This is a genomic window from Microlunatus sp. YIM B11417 (assembly GCF_059617205.1).
Map to the genome: position 1 here is coordinate 408,172 of NZ_JCAMPJ010000004.1, position 16,460 is coordinate 424,631.

Annotated in this window: 18 protein-coding genes; 11 read left to right on the forward strand and 7 right to left on the reverse strand. The window is 70.1% G+C overall.

Annotation, left to right across the window (positions count from 1 at the left end; genetic code table 11):
- The first annotated feature begins 58 nt into the window (after positions 1-58).
- On the forward strand, positions 59-1,327 hold the full coding sequence (locus tag AC6CCG_RS21375) for an exo-beta-N-acetylmuramidase NamZ family protein (protein WP_496656666.1): 1,269 nt from the start codon (positions 59-61) through the stop codon (positions 1,325-1,327).
- Here the strand turns inward: AC6CCG_RS21375 and AC6CCG_RS21380 are convergent, their stop codons facing one another.
- Positions 1,328-2,215 carry a phosphotransferase family protein gene (locus AC6CCG_RS21380; RefSeq protein ID WP_496656667.1) on the reverse strand — a complete coding sequence of 296 codons (888 nt, stop codon included), beginning with the start codon at positions 2,213-2,215 and terminating at the stop codon, positions 1,328-1,330.
- A 124-nt stretch (positions 2,216-2,339) separates the two neighbouring features.
- On the opposite strand from AC6CCG_RS21380, the gene AC6CCG_RS21385 reads away from it, so the two are divergent.
- The 3 genes from AC6CCG_RS21385 (at position 2,340) to AC6CCG_RS21395 (ending at position 6,557) form a co-directional block, all read left to right on the forward strand.
- Positions 2,340-3,383, forward strand: coding sequence for an aminoglycoside phosphotransferase family protein (locus tag AC6CCG_RS21385; RefSeq protein WP_496656668.1), 1,044 nt, complete (start codon positions 2,340-2,342; stop codon positions 3,381-3,383).
- A gap of 71 nt (positions 3,384-3,454) precedes the next feature.
- On the forward strand, positions 3,455-5,740 hold the full coding sequence (locus AC6CCG_RS21390) for a hypothetical protein (RefSeq protein WP_496656669.1): 2,286 nt from the start codon (positions 3,455-3,457) through the stop codon (positions 5,738-5,740).
- Between the two features lie 127 nt (positions 5,741-5,867).
- Positions 5,868-6,557, forward strand: a complete 690-nt coding sequence (locus AC6CCG_RS21395) for a DedA family protein (protein WP_496656670.1) — start codon at positions 5,868-5,870, stop codon at positions 6,555-6,557.
- A 92-nt stretch (positions 6,558-6,649) separates the two neighbouring features.
- Here the strand turns inward: AC6CCG_RS21395 and AC6CCG_RS21400 are convergent, their stop codons facing one another.
- Positions 6,650-7,465 carry a hypothetical protein gene (locus AC6CCG_RS21400; protein WP_496656671.1) on the reverse strand — a complete coding sequence of 272 codons (816 nt, stop codon included), beginning with the start codon at positions 7,463-7,465 and terminating at the stop codon, positions 6,650-6,652.
- A gap of 95 nt (positions 7,466-7,560) precedes the next feature.
- Between AC6CCG_RS21400 and AC6CCG_RS21405 the strand changes: the two genes are divergently transcribed.
- Positions 7,561-7,755 carry a hypothetical protein gene (locus tag AC6CCG_RS21405; protein ID WP_496656672.1) on the forward strand — a complete coding sequence of 65 codons (195 nt, stop codon included), beginning with the start codon at positions 7,561-7,563 and terminating at the stop codon, positions 7,753-7,755.
- Between the two features lie 49 nt (positions 7,756-7,804).
- On the opposite strand, the gene AC6CCG_RS21410 is transcribed toward AC6CCG_RS21405, so the two are convergent.
- Positions 7,805-8,560: a GNAT family N-acetyltransferase gene (locus AC6CCG_RS21410; RefSeq protein ID WP_496656673.1), complete on the reverse strand. Its 756-nt coding sequence runs from the start codon at positions 8,558-8,560 to the stop codon at positions 7,805-7,807.
- Positions 8,561-8,607: 47 nt separating this feature from the next.
- On the opposite strand from AC6CCG_RS21410, the gene AC6CCG_RS21415 reads away from it, so the two are divergent.
- Together AC6CCG_RS21415 and AC6CCG_RS21420 are read left to right on the forward strand one after the other, a co-directional pair.
- Positions 8,608-9,147, forward strand: coding sequence for a hypothetical protein (locus AC6CCG_RS21415; RefSeq protein ID WP_496656674.1), 540 nt, complete (start codon positions 8,608-8,610; stop codon positions 9,145-9,147).
- Positions 9,148-9,210: 63 nt separating this feature from the next.
- Positions 9,211-10,011, forward strand: coding sequence for a sugar phosphate isomerase/epimerase family protein (locus AC6CCG_RS21420; protein WP_496656675.1), 801 nt, complete (start codon positions 9,211-9,213; stop codon positions 10,009-10,011).
- 76 nt (positions 10,012-10,087) lie between these two features.
- Here AC6CCG_RS21420 and AC6CCG_RS21425 read toward each other — a convergent pair whose 3' ends face one another.
- Both AC6CCG_RS21425 and AC6CCG_RS21430 read right to left on the reverse strand, forming a co-directional pair.
- Entirely contained in the window at positions 10,088-10,936 is an 849-nt protein-coding gene (locus tag AC6CCG_RS21425; protein WP_496656676.1) for a phosphoribosylaminoimidazolesuccinocarboxamide synthase, read from the reverse strand.
- A gap of 35 nt (positions 10,937-10,971) precedes the next feature.
- On the reverse strand, positions 10,972-11,238 hold the full coding sequence (locus tag AC6CCG_RS21430) for a hypothetical protein (protein ID WP_496656677.1): 267 nt from the start codon (positions 11,236-11,238) through the stop codon (positions 10,972-10,974).
- Between the two features lie 47 nt (positions 11,239-11,285).
- Between AC6CCG_RS21430 and AC6CCG_RS21435 the strand changes: the two genes are divergently transcribed.
- Positions 11,286-11,933, forward strand: a complete 648-nt coding sequence (locus AC6CCG_RS21435) for a uridine kinase family protein (protein ID WP_496656678.1) — start codon at positions 11,286-11,288, stop codon at positions 11,931-11,933.
- 378 nt (positions 11,934-12,311) lie between these two features.
- Here the strand turns inward: AC6CCG_RS21435 and AC6CCG_RS21440 are convergent, their stop codons facing one another.
- Positions 12,312-12,713 carry an FAD synthase family protein gene (locus AC6CCG_RS21440; RefSeq protein ID WP_496656680.1) on the reverse strand — a complete coding sequence of 134 codons (402 nt, stop codon included), beginning with the start codon at positions 12,711-12,713 and terminating at the stop codon, positions 12,312-12,314.
- A 147-nt stretch (positions 12,714-12,860) separates the two neighbouring features.
- On the opposite strand from AC6CCG_RS21440, the gene AC6CCG_RS21445 reads away from it, so the two are divergent.
- The gene (locus AC6CCG_RS21445; protein WP_496656681.1) at positions 12,861-13,772 is read left to right on the forward strand and encodes a transglutaminase-like domain-containing protein; all 912 of its coding nucleotides are present in this window, start codon (positions 12,861-12,863) and stop codon (positions 13,770-13,772) included.
- Positions 13,769-14,653 (forward strand): transglutaminase-like domain-containing protein, encoded by an 885-nt coding sequence (locus tag AC6CCG_RS21450; RefSeq protein WP_496656682.1) that lies wholly within the window; start codon positions 13,769-13,771, stop codon positions 14,651-14,653. The genes AC6CCG_RS21445 and AC6CCG_RS21450 overlap by 4 nt, the downstream gene beginning before the upstream one ends.
- 11 nt (positions 14,654-14,664) lie before the next feature.
- Here the strand turns inward: AC6CCG_RS21450 and AC6CCG_RS21455 are convergent, their stop codons facing one another.
- A complete protein-coding gene (locus AC6CCG_RS21455; RefSeq protein ID WP_496656683.1) occupies positions 14,665-15,738 on the reverse strand; it encodes a saccharopine dehydrogenase NADP-binding domain-containing protein in 1,074 nt (357 codons plus the stop codon).
- A gap of 105 nt (positions 15,739-15,843) precedes the next feature.
- Here AC6CCG_RS21455 and AC6CCG_RS21460 point away from each other — a divergent pair, with 105 nt between their 5' ends.
- The gene (locus tag AC6CCG_RS21460) at positions 15,844-16,458 is read left to right on the forward strand and encodes a TetR/AcrR family transcriptional regulator (protein WP_496656684.1); all 615 of its coding nucleotides are present in this window, start codon (positions 15,844-15,846) and stop codon (positions 16,456-16,458) included.
- Positions 16,459-16,460: the final 2 nt, after the last annotated feature.

The window sequence follows — 16,460 nt, forward strand, 5'->3', positions numbered from 1 at the left end:
AGCGTTCCGACACCCGTACGTCAGCCGCTGGTCATCCGGCCTCGCTAGCCTCATGATCATGACGATGACCAGACGTGGAGCCTTGATCGGCGCCGGAGCCCTGGCCGGAACGATCGGCTTCGGCCCAACGGCGAACGCTCAGCCCGGCCGGGTCCGTACCGGCCTGGAGCTCCTGGTCCAGGACCGCTTCCGTGAGCTGCGCGGCCAGCGGGTCGGCGTGATCACGAACCCGACCGGAGTGCTGCCGGACCTCCGGCACGGCGTCGATGTGATGGCCGAGAGCGACGACGTCGACCTGGTCGCGGTGTTCGGGCCGGAGCACGGCTTCCGCGGCACCGCGCAGGCGAACGACTCGGAGGACTTCTTCACCGACCCGAAGACCGGCCTGCCGGTGTACGACACGTTCGAGGCGTCGGGCCAGGACCTGGCGGACCTGTTCACCGCGTCCAAGGCGGACACGATCCTGTTCGACGTGCAGGACGTCGGCGCCCGCTTCTACACCTACATCTGGACGATGTTCGACTCGATGGAGGCGGCCGCGTTGGCCGGCAAGCGATTCGTGGTGCTGGACCGGCCGAATCCGATCACCGGCCGCCGCGCCACCGGGCCGGTGCTCCACCCCGAGTACGCGACGTTCATCGGCCGGGCCCCGATCGCGCAGCAGCACGGCATGACGGTCGGCGAACTCGCCGACCTGTTCAACGCCGAGTTCCTGCCCGGCCGGCCGAGCGGACCGGTCGAACTGTCCGTGCGGCGGATGAACGGCTGGCGCCGCGAACTCTCCTACGACCGAACGGGGCTGCCCTGGGTGCTGCCGTCGCCGAACCTGCCGTCCCTGGAGACTGCGTACGTCTATCCGGGCAGTTGCCTCTTCTCCGGGACCAACCTGTCCCAGGGCCGCGGGACCACCCGCCCGTTCCAGCTGGTCGGAGCGCCGTTCATCGACCACCGGTGGGCAGCCGAGCTGACCGCCCGCCGGCTGCCCGGGCTGGCGTTCCGCGAGGCCTACTTCACGCCGACCTTCTCCACCTATCAGGGCAAGAACTGCGGCGGCGTCGACATCAACGTCACCGACCCGGCGAAGGTCGACGCGGTGGCCCTCGGCATCAACCTGCTGGTCACGCTGAAGTCCTTGTATCCCAAGGATTTCGCCTGGCTCAACTCCGGTACGGACGCGCAGCCGCAATGGTGGATCGACCACCTGACCGGCTCCGACCGGGTGCGGCTCGCGGTCGACGCCGGCGACGACGCGGACGCCATCGTCGCCGGCTGGCAGGACGACCTGGCCCGGTTCAACCGGATCCGGCGGCGCTACCTGCACTACTGATCACGACGGGTCCAACCGGTCCGCCGCAACGCCCAGCCAGAAGTCCACCTCGGCCGCACCGTGGTGCCGGATCGACCAGTCCACCTGGCGCAGGCTCAGCGAGGCGTCGTAGCGCCGGCGTCGGTCCGGCGGCACGGTCAGGTTGATCAACTCGTCCAGCCGGGTCCGGACGGCCGGGTCGCTGCGCCGCCAGCCGAGGTCGTACGCCAGCACGACGAGCGCGAAGCGGCGGTCGCCACGAGCCCAGCCGTCCCAATCGACGATGCCGGTGATCCGGCCGGCCGGGTCGACCAGCAGATTGCCGGCATGGAAGTCGAGATGGACCAGGTCGTCGCCGGTGATCACGTCCGGCCCGGACCGGCCGATCTCCCGCACCACCCCGAGCAGACGCCGGGTCCGCCGGTCGTACCGCTCCAGTGACTCGTGCAGGCAGAAGCCCGGACCGCTCTCGGTCAGGTACAGCGGCAGCGGGTCCGCCGGCCGGTCGGCGAGCAGCCCGGCCCAGCGTTCGGTCTCGGCGACCATCCGGTCCAGCAGCGCGACGTCGACCGTCGCCGGCGGAGCACCCGGCAGCCGCTGTTGGACGACGACATGCGCGGCCGGCTCGGTCACCGCGGCGACCAGGTCGTAGCGCGGCACCGGCAACCCGTGCGAGCGGGCGAGGTCGAGCACGTCGGCGGTCTGCCGGAGCCGGTCGCCGGTCGCGTCGTCGCCGTCGCCGACCGTGGTGAGGACGCCGTCCCGGCCGTCCGGCCAACGCACATAGGCGGCACCGACCTGACCCTCGGCGGCGGTGCCGATCAGGGCGAGTCGAATGCCGTGCTGGGCGGCGAGGGCGTCGACCAGTCGGGCCGGGTCGAGGCGCGGGATGGGTGGTGGGAGATTCATCGGGATCCTTCCGAGCGTCGGGTCGGTCCCCCCCATGACGGCCATCCACCAGGGGAGTCAGGCTATCGGCGCGGTCAAGCCGAATTCCCTCGCCCTCGAACGGGACGGCTGTCAGGATGCTCCGATGAGTACGGGGAGCGCCGGTCCTTCGACGGGCTCAGGGATCGACCTGACGGCGACGTGGACCGGCACAGCCTGGCGAGCGGAGGCCGAGAGCTGGATCCGGGACCGGCTCGCGACAGCCGGGATCGCGGTCACCGGGCCGATCGAGCAGCCGCGGGTCCGGCCCTGGTCGACCCAGCTGGTGGTGCCGACGGACCGCGGCCGCCACTGGTTCAAGGAGAACAACCCGGCCATGACCTTCGAGGCCGCCCTGGTCGCCCGGCTCGCGGAGCTGGTCCCCGGCCGGGTGCTGGAACCGGTCGCGGTGGCGGCCGACCGGGGCTGGCTGCTGGTCCCCGACGGCGGTCGTACGGTGCGCGAGACCGGGGCCGCCGACGAGGCGGCCTTCGTCCGGATCCTGACCGAGTACGCCGAACTGCAGCGGGAGCTGGCCGGCCACGGCGCCGATCTGGTCGGGACCGGGTTGCCCGCCCTGGAACCGGATCGAACCGCCGACCACGTGGCCGGCCAGGTCGCCGAGCTCGCGGCACTGCCGGCCGAGCACCCGCTGCACGCCGGCGCCGAGCTGCTGGCCCGGTCCGTCGCGTACAGCCCGGTGCTCACGGCCGCCGCCGACCGGCTCGCCGAGACTCCGATCCCGTCGTCCCTGCAGCACAACGACCTGCACCAGAACAACGCGTTCGCCGCCGAGCCGGGCCGGCCGCTGCGGTTCTTCGACTTCGGCGACGCGGTCTGGGGCCACCCGTTCTGTGTCCTGCACGTCACCCTGGTCGTGCTCGCCCAGGAGTGGTCCTGCCCGGCCTGGACCGAGAACGGCGCGGACCCGCGGCTGGACCGCCTGGTCGACGCCTATCTCGAGTGCTGGTCAGACCTGGCACCCCTCGCCGAGCTGCGCCGGCTGGTCGAACCGGCTCTGGTGATCGGGCGGCTGCACCGCTACAACAGTTGGCATCGGCTGCTGCCGTACCTGCCGCTGGACATGCTGCAGAGCCACGCCGGCTATTTGAGTTCGCTGTTGTGTGGGTCAGCGGTCAGCGCGGGTTAAGGTCGGGCGGTCGGACGCTTCGGTAGGATCGTCCGGCCCTCCCCAAGCCCCCTGGATGTAAGGACGTTTCGATGATCGCGTTGGCCGGGTCGTACCACTGTGCCGAGCTGACGTCGTCGGACGGGACGATCGAGTTCAGCGGCCGGCTCACCGACACCGACGCGCTGGCCGCCGAGATGCAGCAGGCCGATCCGGAGGCGGCGCCGGCGGCGGGCGCCGACGATGCCACGCTGGCCCTGCAGGCGTACCGGATCTGGGGGATCGACGGCTTCCGCCGGCTGTCCGGCACGTTCGCGCTGGCCATCTCGGACGCGGACCGGCTGGTGCTGGCCCGGGACCCGTTCGGCGTCGAACAGCTCTACTTCCGCCACGACGCGGACGGCTGCCGGGTGCGGTACGGGTCCACGATCGCGGCCGTGCTGGCCGACGGTCCGGAGCCGGCGCCGGCACCACGGGTGGTGCACCGCTATCTCTCCACCGGCGCGCTGGACGACGAGCCGGCCACCTTCTTCGAGGGCGTCGAGCGGGTGCTGCCAGGCCAGGCGCTGATCGCCGAGCCGAGCGGCGTCCGCCGCCAGGTCTTCCTCCGCCCGCAGACCGAGCTGCTACGGCCGGACCCGGCCGCCGGTGCCGATCCCGCGGCCGAACTGCAGCGCCGGCTCGCCGCCGCCGTGGACGCGGGCGATCGGGAGGCGGCCGTGGTCGCGGCGGGACCGGGCTCGGCAGCCCTGTCCGGGCTGGCCGGGACCAAGATCGTTCCGGAGTACCCGGAGCCGTCCGAGACCGGCAACGCGCCCGGACCCGGCCGGGTCCGGCTCACCGCCGATCAGTTCAAGGCGGACTGGTCCGACTTCATCCGGGTCCAGGAGGAACCGACCGGGTCGGCCGTCGCCTATCTGCACTACCGGCTCGCCCAGGACTGCGCCGACCTGGGCACCTTGATCAGCGCCGAGGGCGCCGCGCAATTGCTGCTCGGGGCCGGCGGGGCCCCCAACCGGCTCGCCGGGGCCGTCCGGCTGGTCGGTTCGGCGGTGCGCGGGGTCCGGTCGGTGTCCGCCGGGCAGCGGGCCGACCTGGGCGTCAGCCTGCTCTCGGAGGAGTTGCGGGGCCGGTACTCCGACGAGGGCCCGGCGCCGCTCGCCACCGAGCCGACCCGGCTCCGGGTGGACGCGCTGACCACGACCTCGCTGCCGTACCGGCTGCGGTCGCTGGCCAAGACCGCTGATCATTTCGGCACCCGGTTCGTGCTGCCGTACCTGCAGACCGACACGGTGCGCTGGCTGCTCGGCCAGGACGACCAGACCTTGATCAACTTGCTGGACGGCCCCGGCCAGGGGGACAGCGAGCCGGCCCAGGCCGACTGGCTGATGCGGATCAAGAACACCGTCTACGACGTGTTCATGAGCGAGTCGTTCGCCAACCGCGGCTACTTCGACCAGACCGCGGTGGTGGAGTCGTTCGAGGCCTTCATCAAGCGCCCGAGCAGCGCCGCGGCGGCCGTGTTCTGGCGCATCCTCAACGTCGAACTCTGGTGCCGCGAGTTCTTCGACAAGGCCCAGCCGGCGCCCGAGGTCAAGATCAAGACCGACCTGGAGGCGAACGAGGGCAAGGAACTCGACCTTGTGCTGCCGAACGGCCGGTCGGTGCGGCGCTACCCGCTGCGGACCGAGCTGTTCAGCGCCGACGACGACCTGACCGCCCGAGTGGTCGAGCGGGTCGCCGAGTTCTTCCAGACGCTCAGCGCGACCACCGACCAAGATCATCGCGCGGCAACGACCGGCCGCTGGTACTTCTTCATCAGCGAGAAGATCGTCGCGATCACCCAGGGCCGCTCGATGTTCGTCTGGGACATCAAGGTCAGCTGGGCGGCCCGAGTGCTGTCCCGGTTCGTCACTCGGACGCCGACCGGGATCGGCCTCGGGTCGCCGTTCACCATGCAGCTGGCGATCGGCGAGGCCGGCCTGCCGCGGATCCTGTTCGCGTCGGCCGGCAGCGTGGTCGGCAAGCTGGCCGGCAAGTCCGGCGTGTTCTACAACCTGGTCGGCAACGACGTACGGGCGATCGACGGGCCGACCGAGTACTCGGCCTACCCGTCCAACGTGTCGGCGAAGCTGCCGCCGAAGGACCCGGACAAGGTGGCCGCGCAGCTGACCGCCGCGATCCGGCCGCTGCTCCCGGAGCCGTACGCGAGCACGTTCGCCGGAACCGTCGTGATGGATGCGAATGATCTTGGTCGGAACGCGCTCGGCCAGGACGTGCCGGGCGAACCGAAGGTCTACGAAGAGATGTTCGCGGACAACCCGCTCGGCCAGGGCAGTCAGCAGACCCCCCTCGCGATCGTCTTCGAACTGCCCTGACGCAGCGGGAGGGGGCCTCTCAGGGTCGGGGTCATCCCGGACCCCGGTTCCGGGTAGGGCTAACCCGACACCGATTCGGGTGACTACCTCAATGTGCTGTCCGGCGGATTTGCGTTGGATAGTGGACATGGAGACGCTGACCGATTTCATCCTGGGGGCCGCCGGATCGCCGCTGGTCTACGTACTGGTGCTGCTGGCCGCCTGCATCGACGGGTTCTTCCCGCCGGTCCCCAGCGAGTCGGTCGTCGTCGCGCTCGCCGCGGTCGGCATCGCGACCGGCCAGCCGTGGGTGATCGGCATCGCGATCGTCGCCGCGATCGGCGCCATCGCCGGTGACAACATTGCGTTCCTGATGGGCCGCAAGCTCGGTCTCGGCCGGTTCGCCTGGATGCGCCGGCCGCGGGTCGCGAAGGTGTTCGACTTCGCCCACCGGCAGTTGCAGCACCGCGGCGCCCTGCTCATCCTGACCGCCCGCTACATCCCGGTCGGCCGGGTCGCGGTCAACATGACCGCCGGGGCGACCGGCTTCTCCTGGCGCCGGTTCTTCCCGCTGAGCATCCTGGCCGGCACCTCCTGGGCCCTGTACTCGATCTTGATCGGGGCCCTGGCCGGTCACTGGGTGAAGGACAACCCGATCCTGGGCGCCGGCATCGCGATCGTCGCCGCCATGATCATCGGCTTCCTGATCGACAAGATCGTCGGCCGGATCACCGGCCGGCACCGGCTGCCCGAACCGGTCGTGGACGGGGCCGCTGACGAGGACGCGCAGGCTCAGCGCCAGGCGGCCGTGGTCGCGGCCAAGCCGATCGAATCCTGAACCACCACGCTCCCTGAGCCTGTCGAAGGGCAAGCCCGATCCGGGCCCCTTCGACAGGCTCAGGGCACGTTCGGTTCAGGTTCGTCGGCGGCTCAGGGCAGGTCGCGGCGCAGGGTGGTGGCGCGGGCCCGCAGTTCGGCGACGACCTTCGCCTGATCCCGCTCCTCGGCGGTGACCTGCTTGAGTTGCTCGGAGAGTTCGGACTGCCGCTCCCGCAGCCCGGCCAGCACCTCGGCGGCCGCGTCCAACTCCGCCTTGGCCTGGTCCAGTTCCTTACGCAGCTTGGCCTGCTCGGCCCGCTTCCGCTCGGCCTCCTCGCGCGCCTTCCGTACCTCGGGATCCTCGGTCTTCGGCTTCGCCGGAGCCTTCTCCTTTTCGGCAGGCTTGGCCTTCGCGGCCTTGTCCGGCGCCGGAGCCGGTACGGGACCGGGCGACAGCGGTCCGAATCCGCCGTACGCGACGACCTGGTGCACCCAGCCGTTGCGGACCGCCTCGGCCAACTCTGGATCGGTCCAGGCGGCCTGCAGCGTGGAGGCAACCTCCTGCAGTGCGGCATCCGTGGTCGACTGCCCAGCCTCCTTGGCCAGCTCCGCCGCCCGCCGGGACAACTGCCGCGCCGCCGTTGCTCGCTGCTGGTTGAGTTCCCGGAGTTGATCACCGGCCAACCGCTGCTGAGCCTCGGCGAGCGCCGTACCCAGCTCGAGCCAGGACTCGATCCGATCCGGGTCGTGGTGGGCCAGCAGGTTCACCAGCCAGGCCGACTTGGTCGGCCGCCGAAGCGCGCCGACCCGCTTGGCCAGCTCCTTGTCGCCCTCCTTCTTGGCCTGGTCGGCCAACTCCTTCCGCCGCGCGACGAACCCGTCCGGCGACCCGGCGTACAGCTCGGCGGCGATCTCGGAGAACTCCACGGCCCCGATTCTCACACGCCGGGCCCGTCGAACGGCTGGCTTGTCCTGAATAACGCCGTTATGAATTGGGCCTGTCGGGCTGGATAATCCATGGCGTGCTGCGCTCACAAGATCCGATGAAGGACCCTCCTGGCGACTATCCAGGTCGGGGAGCATTTCTGCGATCGGTGCTGGGAGTGAACGGCCTCGTCACCGTGGGAATGATCATCGTCTTGGTGGTGTGGCTGACCGGATCTGTCTACCTGATGGCTCTACTGATCAACTTCATGATCGAGACCTTGTCCGGGTGACGCGAGACCTCGGCGCCGCGGGATCCCGGTGATCCACAGACGCGGCACCCTATGTCGGAAGAGCCGGGCGGCGAAGCACCTGCAGATCTTCCCGAGCCCCGGCCTGCTCGAAGCCGAACCGCGTCAGCACGGAGAGCGCACCGCGCCAGTTGTCCTCGTCGACTCCGGTCTGGTCGGCGAACGGATAGGCCTCGATCCAGCCTGCGCCTCGCCCGGGTGCATCGGCGATGACCCGGCCGATCAGCGGGTCCGCGAGGCCGTGCCCGCGACAGGGCGGGGCGATGCCGACGCAGGTGATCGCGATCGTGCGGTCGTCGGTCGGATCACCGGTCCGGAACTGCGGACAGGCCGCACGCCGGGAGGCGTTCACCCAGCCGGCCGGCCGGTCGTCCACGTACGCCAGATAGCCGTGGGCCGCTCCGCTGCGGAACAGTTCGATCATGAACTCCCGGTTCCGTCGCCACGGCTGCCGCCCGGCCTGCCCGGCCGGCAGATGGGGCCCGGCGCAGTAACAGACGGCGTCCACCGGGTTGCCGGCGAAGGCGTCGTGATCGAAGAAGGCCAGCCAGTCCTCGATCCGGTCCGCGGTGACGGCTTCGACCGTCACCGGGCCGATCGACTCCAGCCGCTCCGTCGGACCGGTCAGCCGTTGGGTCGCCTCGGCGGTGTTCCGGATGGCCAGGTCGGGGAACGGCCAGTCCGGATGCACCGTGCGGACATGGGCGAGGTAGGCGTCGCTGAACGCCTCCAGGTCAGGCGCCGTGACGAGCGTCGTACATCCGTCGCAGCGGAGCTCACAGCCCATGGAGAAGCATGCTGTCACCGACGGCTGACAACAGGTACCGTGCCGCCATGAGACTGCGGAGAGGCGGGCTCGCCCTGCTCGTCGTACTGGCGCTGACGGCGTGCACCGCCGAGGATCCGGCGCCGCCGCCGAGGCCTTCGACACAGCCGGAAACCGGGGGCACCTTCGAGGCTCCGACAAGGGGCACTGGTGTGCTGAGCGGCGCGGAGTCCGCCGAACTCCGGGTCGATGGGCCGGCCAACGACGCGGGGCAGTATCTGGTGCGGCCCGGTCAGGCAGCGAACCTGTCGCTCGACTTCCGGAACTACTCCGGGCGGCCGGTCGAGACCAAGATCATCATCGAGGCGGTGTGCCAGAACACGAAGTTCACCGGCACGGCGAGGTTCCGAGTGCCCGGGTCGACCCACAAGCCGCCCGAGTCCAAGATCGTCGCAACCTGGCACGGCACCGCGACGATTCCGGCCGACTGCGAGCCGTTGGGCATCCCGGGCGTCGCGGACGGCAACATCAACGCCGAGGTACGGGTGGCCGACGGCGATCCCAGCTACGGGGAGTCGTCCACGGTCACGTTCAGCCTCGCCCGGTAACAGTCGGCCGGGCCCGTCGGGAGATACTGGCGTCTCTGCCCGCACGACGTGAGGAAGATCCATATGGCCACGCCCGAGATCTCTGTGCAGCTGTATTCCATCCACCCCGAGCTGGAGGCCGACTTGGACGGCTCGCTGGCGAAGCTCGCCGAGATCGGGTTCCGGACCGTCGAGGCGTTCGACTTCGTCCGCCGCGCCGATGCGCTGAAGGCGTCCTTCGAGAAGTACGGTCTCAGCTCGCCGACCGCGCACGCGCTGCTGCTCGAGGAGGCCGGAGTGGCCACGCCGGACGGCCTGCTCTCCGTACCGCCGGCCGAGGAGACCTTCGCCGCCGCCAACGCCCTCGGCGTCCAGGTCGTGATCGACCCGTTCGTCGCCCCCGACCGCTGGGCCACCGCCGACGACGTGAAGCGCAATGCCGAGCGCCTCAACGAACGCGCCGAGCAGGCCAAGGAATTCGGCCTCAAGGTCGGCTACCACAACCATGATCACGAACTGACCACCAAGATCGACGACCGGCCCGTCCTGGAGTTCTTCGCCGAGCAGCTCGACCCGTCCGTGCTGCTGGAGGTCGATCTCTACTGGGCCTTCGCAGGCGGCGCCGACCTGCTGCCCCTGCTGCGCAAGCTCGGCGACCGGGTGATCGCGGTCCACGTCAAGGACGGCCCGATGCGTCCCGGCATCAGCGCCCGCGAACTGCCGAACGATCAGCAGCCCGCCGGCCAGGGCGACGTCCCGCTGGCCGAGGTGCTGACGTCGGACCTGGCGATCCCGTACGCCGTCGTGGAGTTCGATCACTACGAGGGCGACACCTTCGACGGCATCGCGCAGAGCTACCGCTTCCTCACCGACACCCTCGGCTGAGGATCAGCGGCAGAGCCTCAGGTCTTGGGTGAATTTCCGCCGCGAGTACCCGGCGGGAATTCACCCAAGCGTTGGGCTAGTCGGACCAGGTGCTGCCGGTGAGACGTTCGTACATGGCGATGTAGCGGCGGCGGGTCTCGGCGACGACCTCGGGCGGCAGCTCGGGGGCCGGCGGCATCTTGTCCCAGTCGGTCGTCTCGACCCAGTTCCGCAGGTACTGCTTGTCGAGGTAGTTCTGCGGCCGGCCCGGTTCCCATTCCTCGGCGGCCCAGAAGCGGGACGAATCCGGGGTGAAGATCTCGTCGGCGAGGATGATCTCGCCGTCCGGAGTCCGGCCGAACTCGAACTTGGTGTCGCCGATGATCACGCCGCGGCTGCGGGCGAGCTCGGCGGCCCGGGTGTACAGGTCCATGGTCAGGGCGCGCAGCTTCTCGGCGGTCTCCGAACCGACCAGGTCGACGACCTCGTCGAAGGTGATGAGTTCGTCATGCCCTTCACCGGCGGGCGCCTTCGTCGAGGGCGTGAAGACGGGCTCCGGCAGTTGCGAGGCCTCGACCAGTCCGCCCGGAAGCCGTACCCCGGAAATCTCGCCGGACTGCTGATAGGCCTTCAACCCCGTGCCGGAGAGATAACCGCGCGCGATGCACTCGACCGGCACGATCTCGACCTGCCGACACCGCATCGCCCGCCCGGCGAACTGTTCGGGCACGTCGGTCACCGACAACACATGATTCGGTACGTCCGCGAACTGCTCGAACCACCACAGGGAGAGCGCGGTCAGCACCTTCCCCTTGTCCGGGATGGGCGTCGGGTGCACGACGTCGAACGTCGAAACCCGGTCGGAGGCGACCAGCAGGATCTCGCCCGGCCGATCCGTGTAGATGTCGCGAACCTTGCCCTGGTGCAGCAGCGTCAACTCGGTCACGGGCAGCAGTCTCGCAGGCGCACCGGCCGGCAGCGTCAGCGGCTGTCGCCTATGTCCCTCGCTCCGGGTCTGGTGACACGCTCCGCCCCGCCGGCCTTCCAGAGCGTGATCTTGAGGCCCTGTCCGTCCGCTTCGACGGACGACGCTCCCTCGAGGTCGGCGACGAAGAAGTTGCCGGCGACCGGGACGCCACGGATGTCGTGCCCGAGCTCCCGGTAGACCCAGTCCGCCTCCCGGTGCCGCCGTGCGAAGATCGCCGACACGTGCGGCGCGGCGGCTGCGAACTCCCGCCAGGTGATCATGCGCGCCACACTAGTGAGATTCTGACCGCCGAGGACGAGGAACGTTCATGAAGCTGCCGGACGGCACGACCGAGCCGGTCATCGACGGCTGGCGCCGTGCCCCGCTGACGACCCTGGTGGATCGGCTCGGCCTGCCGGACCGAGCCGCGGGGAACCGGGTGATCGTGGTCGACGGCCGCAGCGCCGGCGGCAAGACGACGCTGGCCGGCCGGCTCCAGGCCGCGCTGCCCGGAGCCGCGATCGTGCACACGGACGACGTGGCCTGGAACCATTCCTTCTTCGACTGGGATTCCGAACTGATCGAGAACATCCTCGCCCCGGTGCGCCGGAACGAGCCGGTGCGTTACCAACCGCCGGGCTGGGCGCCGAACGGACGCGACGGCGCCATCATCGTCGAACCGCGCCGGGATCTGATCGTGGAGGGCGTGGGCGCCGGTCGGGCGAGCATCGCGGCCTGGGCGGATGCGGTGGTGTGGGTGCAGTCGGACTTCGGCGACGCCCGCGCCCGCGGTGTCGCGCGGGATCTGGCGTTCGGGGTCCGGGCCGCGGAAGATGTCGAGCCCTTCTGGGACGAATGGATGCGGTCGGAACTGCCGTTCCTCGAGTCCGAGCGGCCCTGGGAGCGGGCGACGGTCATCGTGGCCGGTCGGGCCGCGGGCGATGACGATGACCTGGTCGAACTGGCGCCGGCCTGATCGCTGCTTGGGGACCGCCATGCACCTATGCGAAAATGGGTGTAGGGCCCGTCCAAGTATGAGTTGGACGGGCCCTACTGGTGGGGCCCGACGGGTGACGCTGTCTGACCATCGGATGCTCTCCGGTCCCGCGGTCCGTCACGACCGACGCGGTGGGCCGAAACCCTCCGTATGGACCTTCCTTCGTCCGATCCCGGTTGCCTTGCGGCTTCCGGTGAGTAAGTTCTACACCCGGTGCCAGGGGTCCGCAAGCCCTTCTGCGAAAGAATCCTGGGCAATTCTTCGTCCACCGGTCGATCCACAGTTACCGGCCGGCTACCCACCGTTTCCGTACCCTCGTCCACACGTTGTGCACAGGGGCCTGGGGACAACGGGAGGTCAGGCGATGGTGGTGATGTGCTCGATGATCGCGGTGGTCGAGACGGACGGGGTGCGGGGCAGGTAGACGACCTTGCAGACGTCGTTGAGGAAGTCGAACTTGCCGGCCCAGTCATCGCCCATGACGAGGATGTCGGCCTGGTGCTCCTCGACGTACTGCCGCTTCAGTTCGAGACTCTCCTCCAGGAAGACGCCGTCGACGACCTTGATGTTGGTCAGGATCTCCATCCGCTCGTCCTGGGTGAACACCGGCCGCCGGCCCTTCTTGGCCAGGTTGAGTTGGTCGGAAGAGACGCCGACCAGCAGGCGGTCGCCGAACTCGGCCGCCCGGTTCAACACCCTGACGTGCCCGACGTGGAACACGTCGAATGTGCCGAACGTGATCACCGTCGTGTCAGCCATCGGTAGTGCCCTTCCCTCGTGAACTTCCGGTCAACTCTACGGGAACGTACGGCAGCGGCCCGGTGACACCACCGGCCGTCCCGAGGTCCGTCCACCGCGGCCGCGGATTTCTGGACATTTCGGCGGGTTCGGGCGTCTGATCGTGCCATGACCGATCGGCAACGCTTCGCCGCCCACTCGCCCTATTCCGATCCGGGCCGCCATGCCGCGTTGCTCCGGGAGCCGGTCGGACTGGACCGGATCGGGGAGGCGGTACGGAACCTGGTGCTGCACTACCGGGCCGAGGCGGAGCTGCTGGCCGGCGAGCGGCGGGGCGAGATCAACGCGCGCTGGGTCTCGGCGATCCTCGATCTTGATCAGGAGCGGCACCCGGAGCCGGTGCTCGCGCCGCGGCCGCCCGGCGACCGGGTGGCCGGCTGCTGTCGTGATCATGCTCTGCTGGCGGTGGCGATGCTGCGCGAGCAGGGGATCCCGGCCCGCACCCGAATCGGGTTCACCACCTACTTCGATCCGTCCTTCCACGGTGATCATGTCGTCATCGACTGGTGGAACGGCGATCGTTGGCAGCGCGCCGACCCGGAGCTGGTTCCGGGCACGCGCGACTTCGACGTGCACGACCTCGCCACCGGCGAGGGTGCGCCGTTCGAGACCGCAGCCGAGGTCTGGGCCGGCTACCGGGCCGGCCGGCTCGATCCGCAGCGCTACGGTGTCGCCGGCGTTCCCGCCCTCTCCGGGCCTGGATTCATCAGGTTCTACGTGATCATGGAAGTCCATCATCGGTACGGCGACGAGCTGCTGCTCTGGGACGAACTCGGCGCCGGCGTCACGGACGAGGACACCGATCGGCTGGCCGCGTTGTTGATCAAGGCGGACGCCGGTGACGAGGCGGCGGAAGCCGAGCTGGAGCAGTGGTTCCGGACCGACCCGCGACTGCGGCCGCCCGGCACGGTGACCCAGCTGTCCCCGTACGGCGAGCCGCCGGTGATCATCGATCTCGCGGCCGGACCGGCGGCCGGGCTGGACTCTGACACGGTGTCAGGGCACACGCTTCGATCATGACCACACCACACCGCTTCGCCGCTCACACGGCGTACACCGAACCCGGCCGGCACGCCGCCCTGCTCCGCGAGCCCGCCGGCATCGACCAGGTCTGCGCGACGGCCCGCAACCTCATCCTGCACTACCGGGGCGAGGCCGAGTTGCTCCACGACGATCGGAAGGACGAGATCAACTCCCGTTGGGTCTCGGTCATCCTCGACGTCGACCAGCAGCGCCATCCGGGTTCGTTGCTGACGCCGCGACCTCCGGACGACCGGGTCGCCGGCTGTTGTCGTGATCATTCCCTGTTCACGGTCGCCGCTCTTCGTGAGCAGGGGATCCCGGCGCGCACCCGGGTCGGCTTCGCCGGCTACTTCGGCCCGGACTTCCACTACGACCACGTCGTCGTCGACTGGTGGCAGGGTAGTCGCTGGCAGCGGTCCGATCCCGGTCTGCGTCAGCAAGATCATCCGTTCGACGTGCTCGATCTCTCCGTCGGCGCCGACTCGCTGTTCCCGACCGCGGCCGAGGTCTGGACCGAGTACCGGGCCGGCCGCGTCGACCCCGATCGCTACGGCGTGATCCCGGGTTCCGACCTGATCGGACCGGCGTTGATCAAGACGTACGTCTTCCTCGAGATCAACCACCGGTACGGCAACGAGCTGCTGCTCTGGGATGTCGTCGGCACCGGTGTCACGGACGCCGAGACCGACCAGCTCGCGGCGTTGTTGATCAAGGCCGATGCCGGAGACGGGGCCGCCGAAACCAAGCTGGAGCAGCGATTCCGGGCCGATCCGCGACTCCGGCCGACCGACACGGTGACCCAGCTGTCGCCGTACGGGGAGCCGCCGATCACCGTCGATCTGACCCGCGGCGGCGCTCGGTCCGAGGTTGCCGGCTGACTCGGCCCCGATCAGCCGAGGCGGTCCTCGACCAGGAACGTGCCGCCGGCCTGCTCGGCCAGCTCGGCGCCGAAGAGGGCGCCCGGTGTGTAGGCACCGGGCCGGCCGGCTCCGCTCGCCAACCGGTCCGCGACCTCCGCGGCGACCGCGGCCGTGAAGTCCATTCCCTCTCGGGCGCGCAGCCAGGCCACCCGGGTCGAGCCGTCGGCCCACGTCGCCCGGGCGCGGGCCCAGGTGGTCGGTTCGCCGGCCGACCGGTCCTCCTTCACCTCGATCCCGGCGACAGCGCGAACCGCCGCCCGCCGGAACAAAGGGATCCTGACCAGGGGCGCGACGAGCGACAGGGCGAGCCGCGCCACGCGCCCGCTCGGCAGTTCGTTCGACGCCGCGACGACCTCGGGTGCTCCGCTGCCGCGCTGCGCGGCGACCAGTTCGGCCAGCGGTGCACCGACCGTGGTGACGATCCTGCCGTCGGGCAGTTCGAAGCGCTCGGCGTCCCCGCCGATCGGCCCGCGAGTGAGCCGGCCGGATCGGTAACGGTAGCCACCGCCGGCGAGGACGTCGACGAGGCTCTCGGCTACCGCAGTTCCGACCGCTCCGCCGCCACCGATGGCGGCGAGCGCGTCCACCCGGACGCTGGTCGGCGCTGGTCTCCCGTCGCACACCCGCAGCGTCGCGCTCTCCGTACCGAGAACTCCGAAGCCGGCGCCGGTGACGAGGCAACGCGCGGCCGCGACGGCCTCCTCGTGGCCGCCCAGCAGTGACGTCACGGCCGGCAGATCGTTGGCCAGGTCGAGGTAGTGCGTGCCCGCCGGGCCGGCAGTGGCGATCAGGGGTTGCGTCGTGGCGAACGGTCCTACGGTGTTCACCACGACGGCCGGCGCGCCCGCTGCGATCCGATGCGTGGTGTCGGCCAGTGAAGCCGCGACCAACACCGACGCTTCGCCACCCACGTCGCGGGCTACAGCCTCGAGCCGGTTGCGGTCCCGGCCGACCAGGACCACCGATCGTTGCCGCTCGCCCAGCCGGGCGGCGATGGCGCGCCCGGTGCGGCCGGTCGCGCCCAGGATCCAGATCTCGTTCATGGCCCTCCTGTGGGTTCCGTTCGACGCCGAGTCTAGGTGATATTGGCAGAGACTGCCAAAATGTCGGCTTCTGCCAGGATGGCGTCGATCGCCTAGGGTGTCCCCGTGACCAGGGAAACCGAGGCGGAGCCGCGGCCAACGCTGTGGGATCGCTCCCGCCAGTTGGCCCGGCAGTCGATCATGGATGCGGCCATGCGGCTGTTCGCCGAACAGGGCTTCGAGGCGACGACGATCGCCCAGATCGCGCGCGAGGCCGAGGTGTCCCAGCGCACCCTCTTCCGCTACTTCGGGACCAAGGAGGACCTGATCGGCGGTGATCAGGAAGCGTTCTGGGAGGTGCTGCGCCGGGCGGTGGGGGACCAGCCTGCCCGGGCGAGCAGTTGGGCCGCCCTGCGCGCGGGCATCATCGCCGTCCTGGCCGCACACGACGCGCCGGAGCACTTCCGTGCCCGGTTCCGGCTGATCTTGACCATCCCGACGCTGCGGGCGCGGTACGTCGAGAAGCGGCAACGCTGGCAGGCCGACCTGGTGCCGTTGATCGCCGAACGGATGGGCCTCGGCGATCAGCCTGGGGACCCGCGGCCCCGGGCCGTGATCGCGACGGCGTTCGCGTGCTTCGACGCGGCCCTGGAGACCTGGATCGAGGACGACTCGGTTGCCCTCGATCAGTTGTACGACCGGTGTGTGGCCACGGTCCGCGGTCAGCGGCGACCGGACTGACC

Excerpts from the sequence above, each read along its gene's own strand:
- AC6CCG_RS21375 (WP_496656666.1), top strand. The coding sequence starts at position 59 with ATGACGATGACCAGACGTGGAGCCTTGATCGGCGCCGGAGCCCTGGCC.
- AC6CCG_RS21380 (WP_496656667.1), bottom strand. The coding sequence starts at position 2,215 with ATGAATCTCCCACCACCCATCCCGCGCCTCGACCCGGCCCGACTGGTC.
- AC6CCG_RS21385 (WP_496656668.1), top strand. The coding sequence starts at position 2,340 with ATGAGTACGGGGAGCGCCGGTCCTTCGACGGGCTCAGGGATCGACCTG.
- AC6CCG_RS21390 (WP_496656669.1), top strand. The coding sequence starts at position 3,455 with ATGATCGCGTTGGCCGGGTCGTACCACTGTGCCGAGCTGACGTCGTCG.
- AC6CCG_RS21395 (WP_496656670.1), top strand. The coding sequence starts at position 5,868 with ATGGAGACGCTGACCGATTTCATCCTGGGGGCCGCCGGATCGCCGCTG.
- AC6CCG_RS21410 (WP_496656673.1), bottom strand. The coding sequence starts at position 8,560 with ATGGGCTGTGAGCTCCGCTGCGACGGATGTACGACGCTCGTCACGGCG.
- AC6CCG_RS21415 (WP_496656674.1), top strand. The coding sequence starts at position 8,608 with ATGAGACTGCGGAGAGGCGGGCTCGCCCTGCTCGTCGTACTGGCGCTG.
- AC6CCG_RS21420 (WP_496656675.1), top strand. The coding sequence starts at position 9,211 with ATGGCCACGCCCGAGATCTCTGTGCAGCTGTATTCCATCCACCCCGAG.
- AC6CCG_RS21430 (WP_496656677.1), bottom strand. The coding sequence starts at position 11,238 with ATGATCACCTGGCGGGAGTTCGCAGCCGCCGCGCCGCACGTGTCGGCG.
- AC6CCG_RS21435 (WP_496656678.1), top strand. The coding sequence starts at position 11,286 with ATGAAGCTGCCGGACGGCACGACCGAGCCGGTCATCGACGGCTGGCGC.
- AC6CCG_RS21440 (WP_496656680.1), bottom strand. The coding sequence starts at position 12,713 with ATGGCTGACACGACGGTGATCACGTTCGGCACATTCGACGTGTTCCAC.
- AC6CCG_RS21445 (WP_496656681.1), top strand. The coding sequence starts at position 12,861 with ATGACCGATCGGCAACGCTTCGCCGCCCACTCGCCCTATTCCGATCCG.
- AC6CCG_RS21450 (WP_496656682.1), top strand. The coding sequence starts at position 13,769 with ATGACCACACCACACCGCTTCGCCGCTCACACGGCGTACACCGAACCC.
- AC6CCG_RS21455 (WP_496656683.1), bottom strand. The coding sequence starts at position 15,738 with ATGAACGAGATCTGGATCCTGGGCGCGACCGGCCGCACCGGGCGCGCC.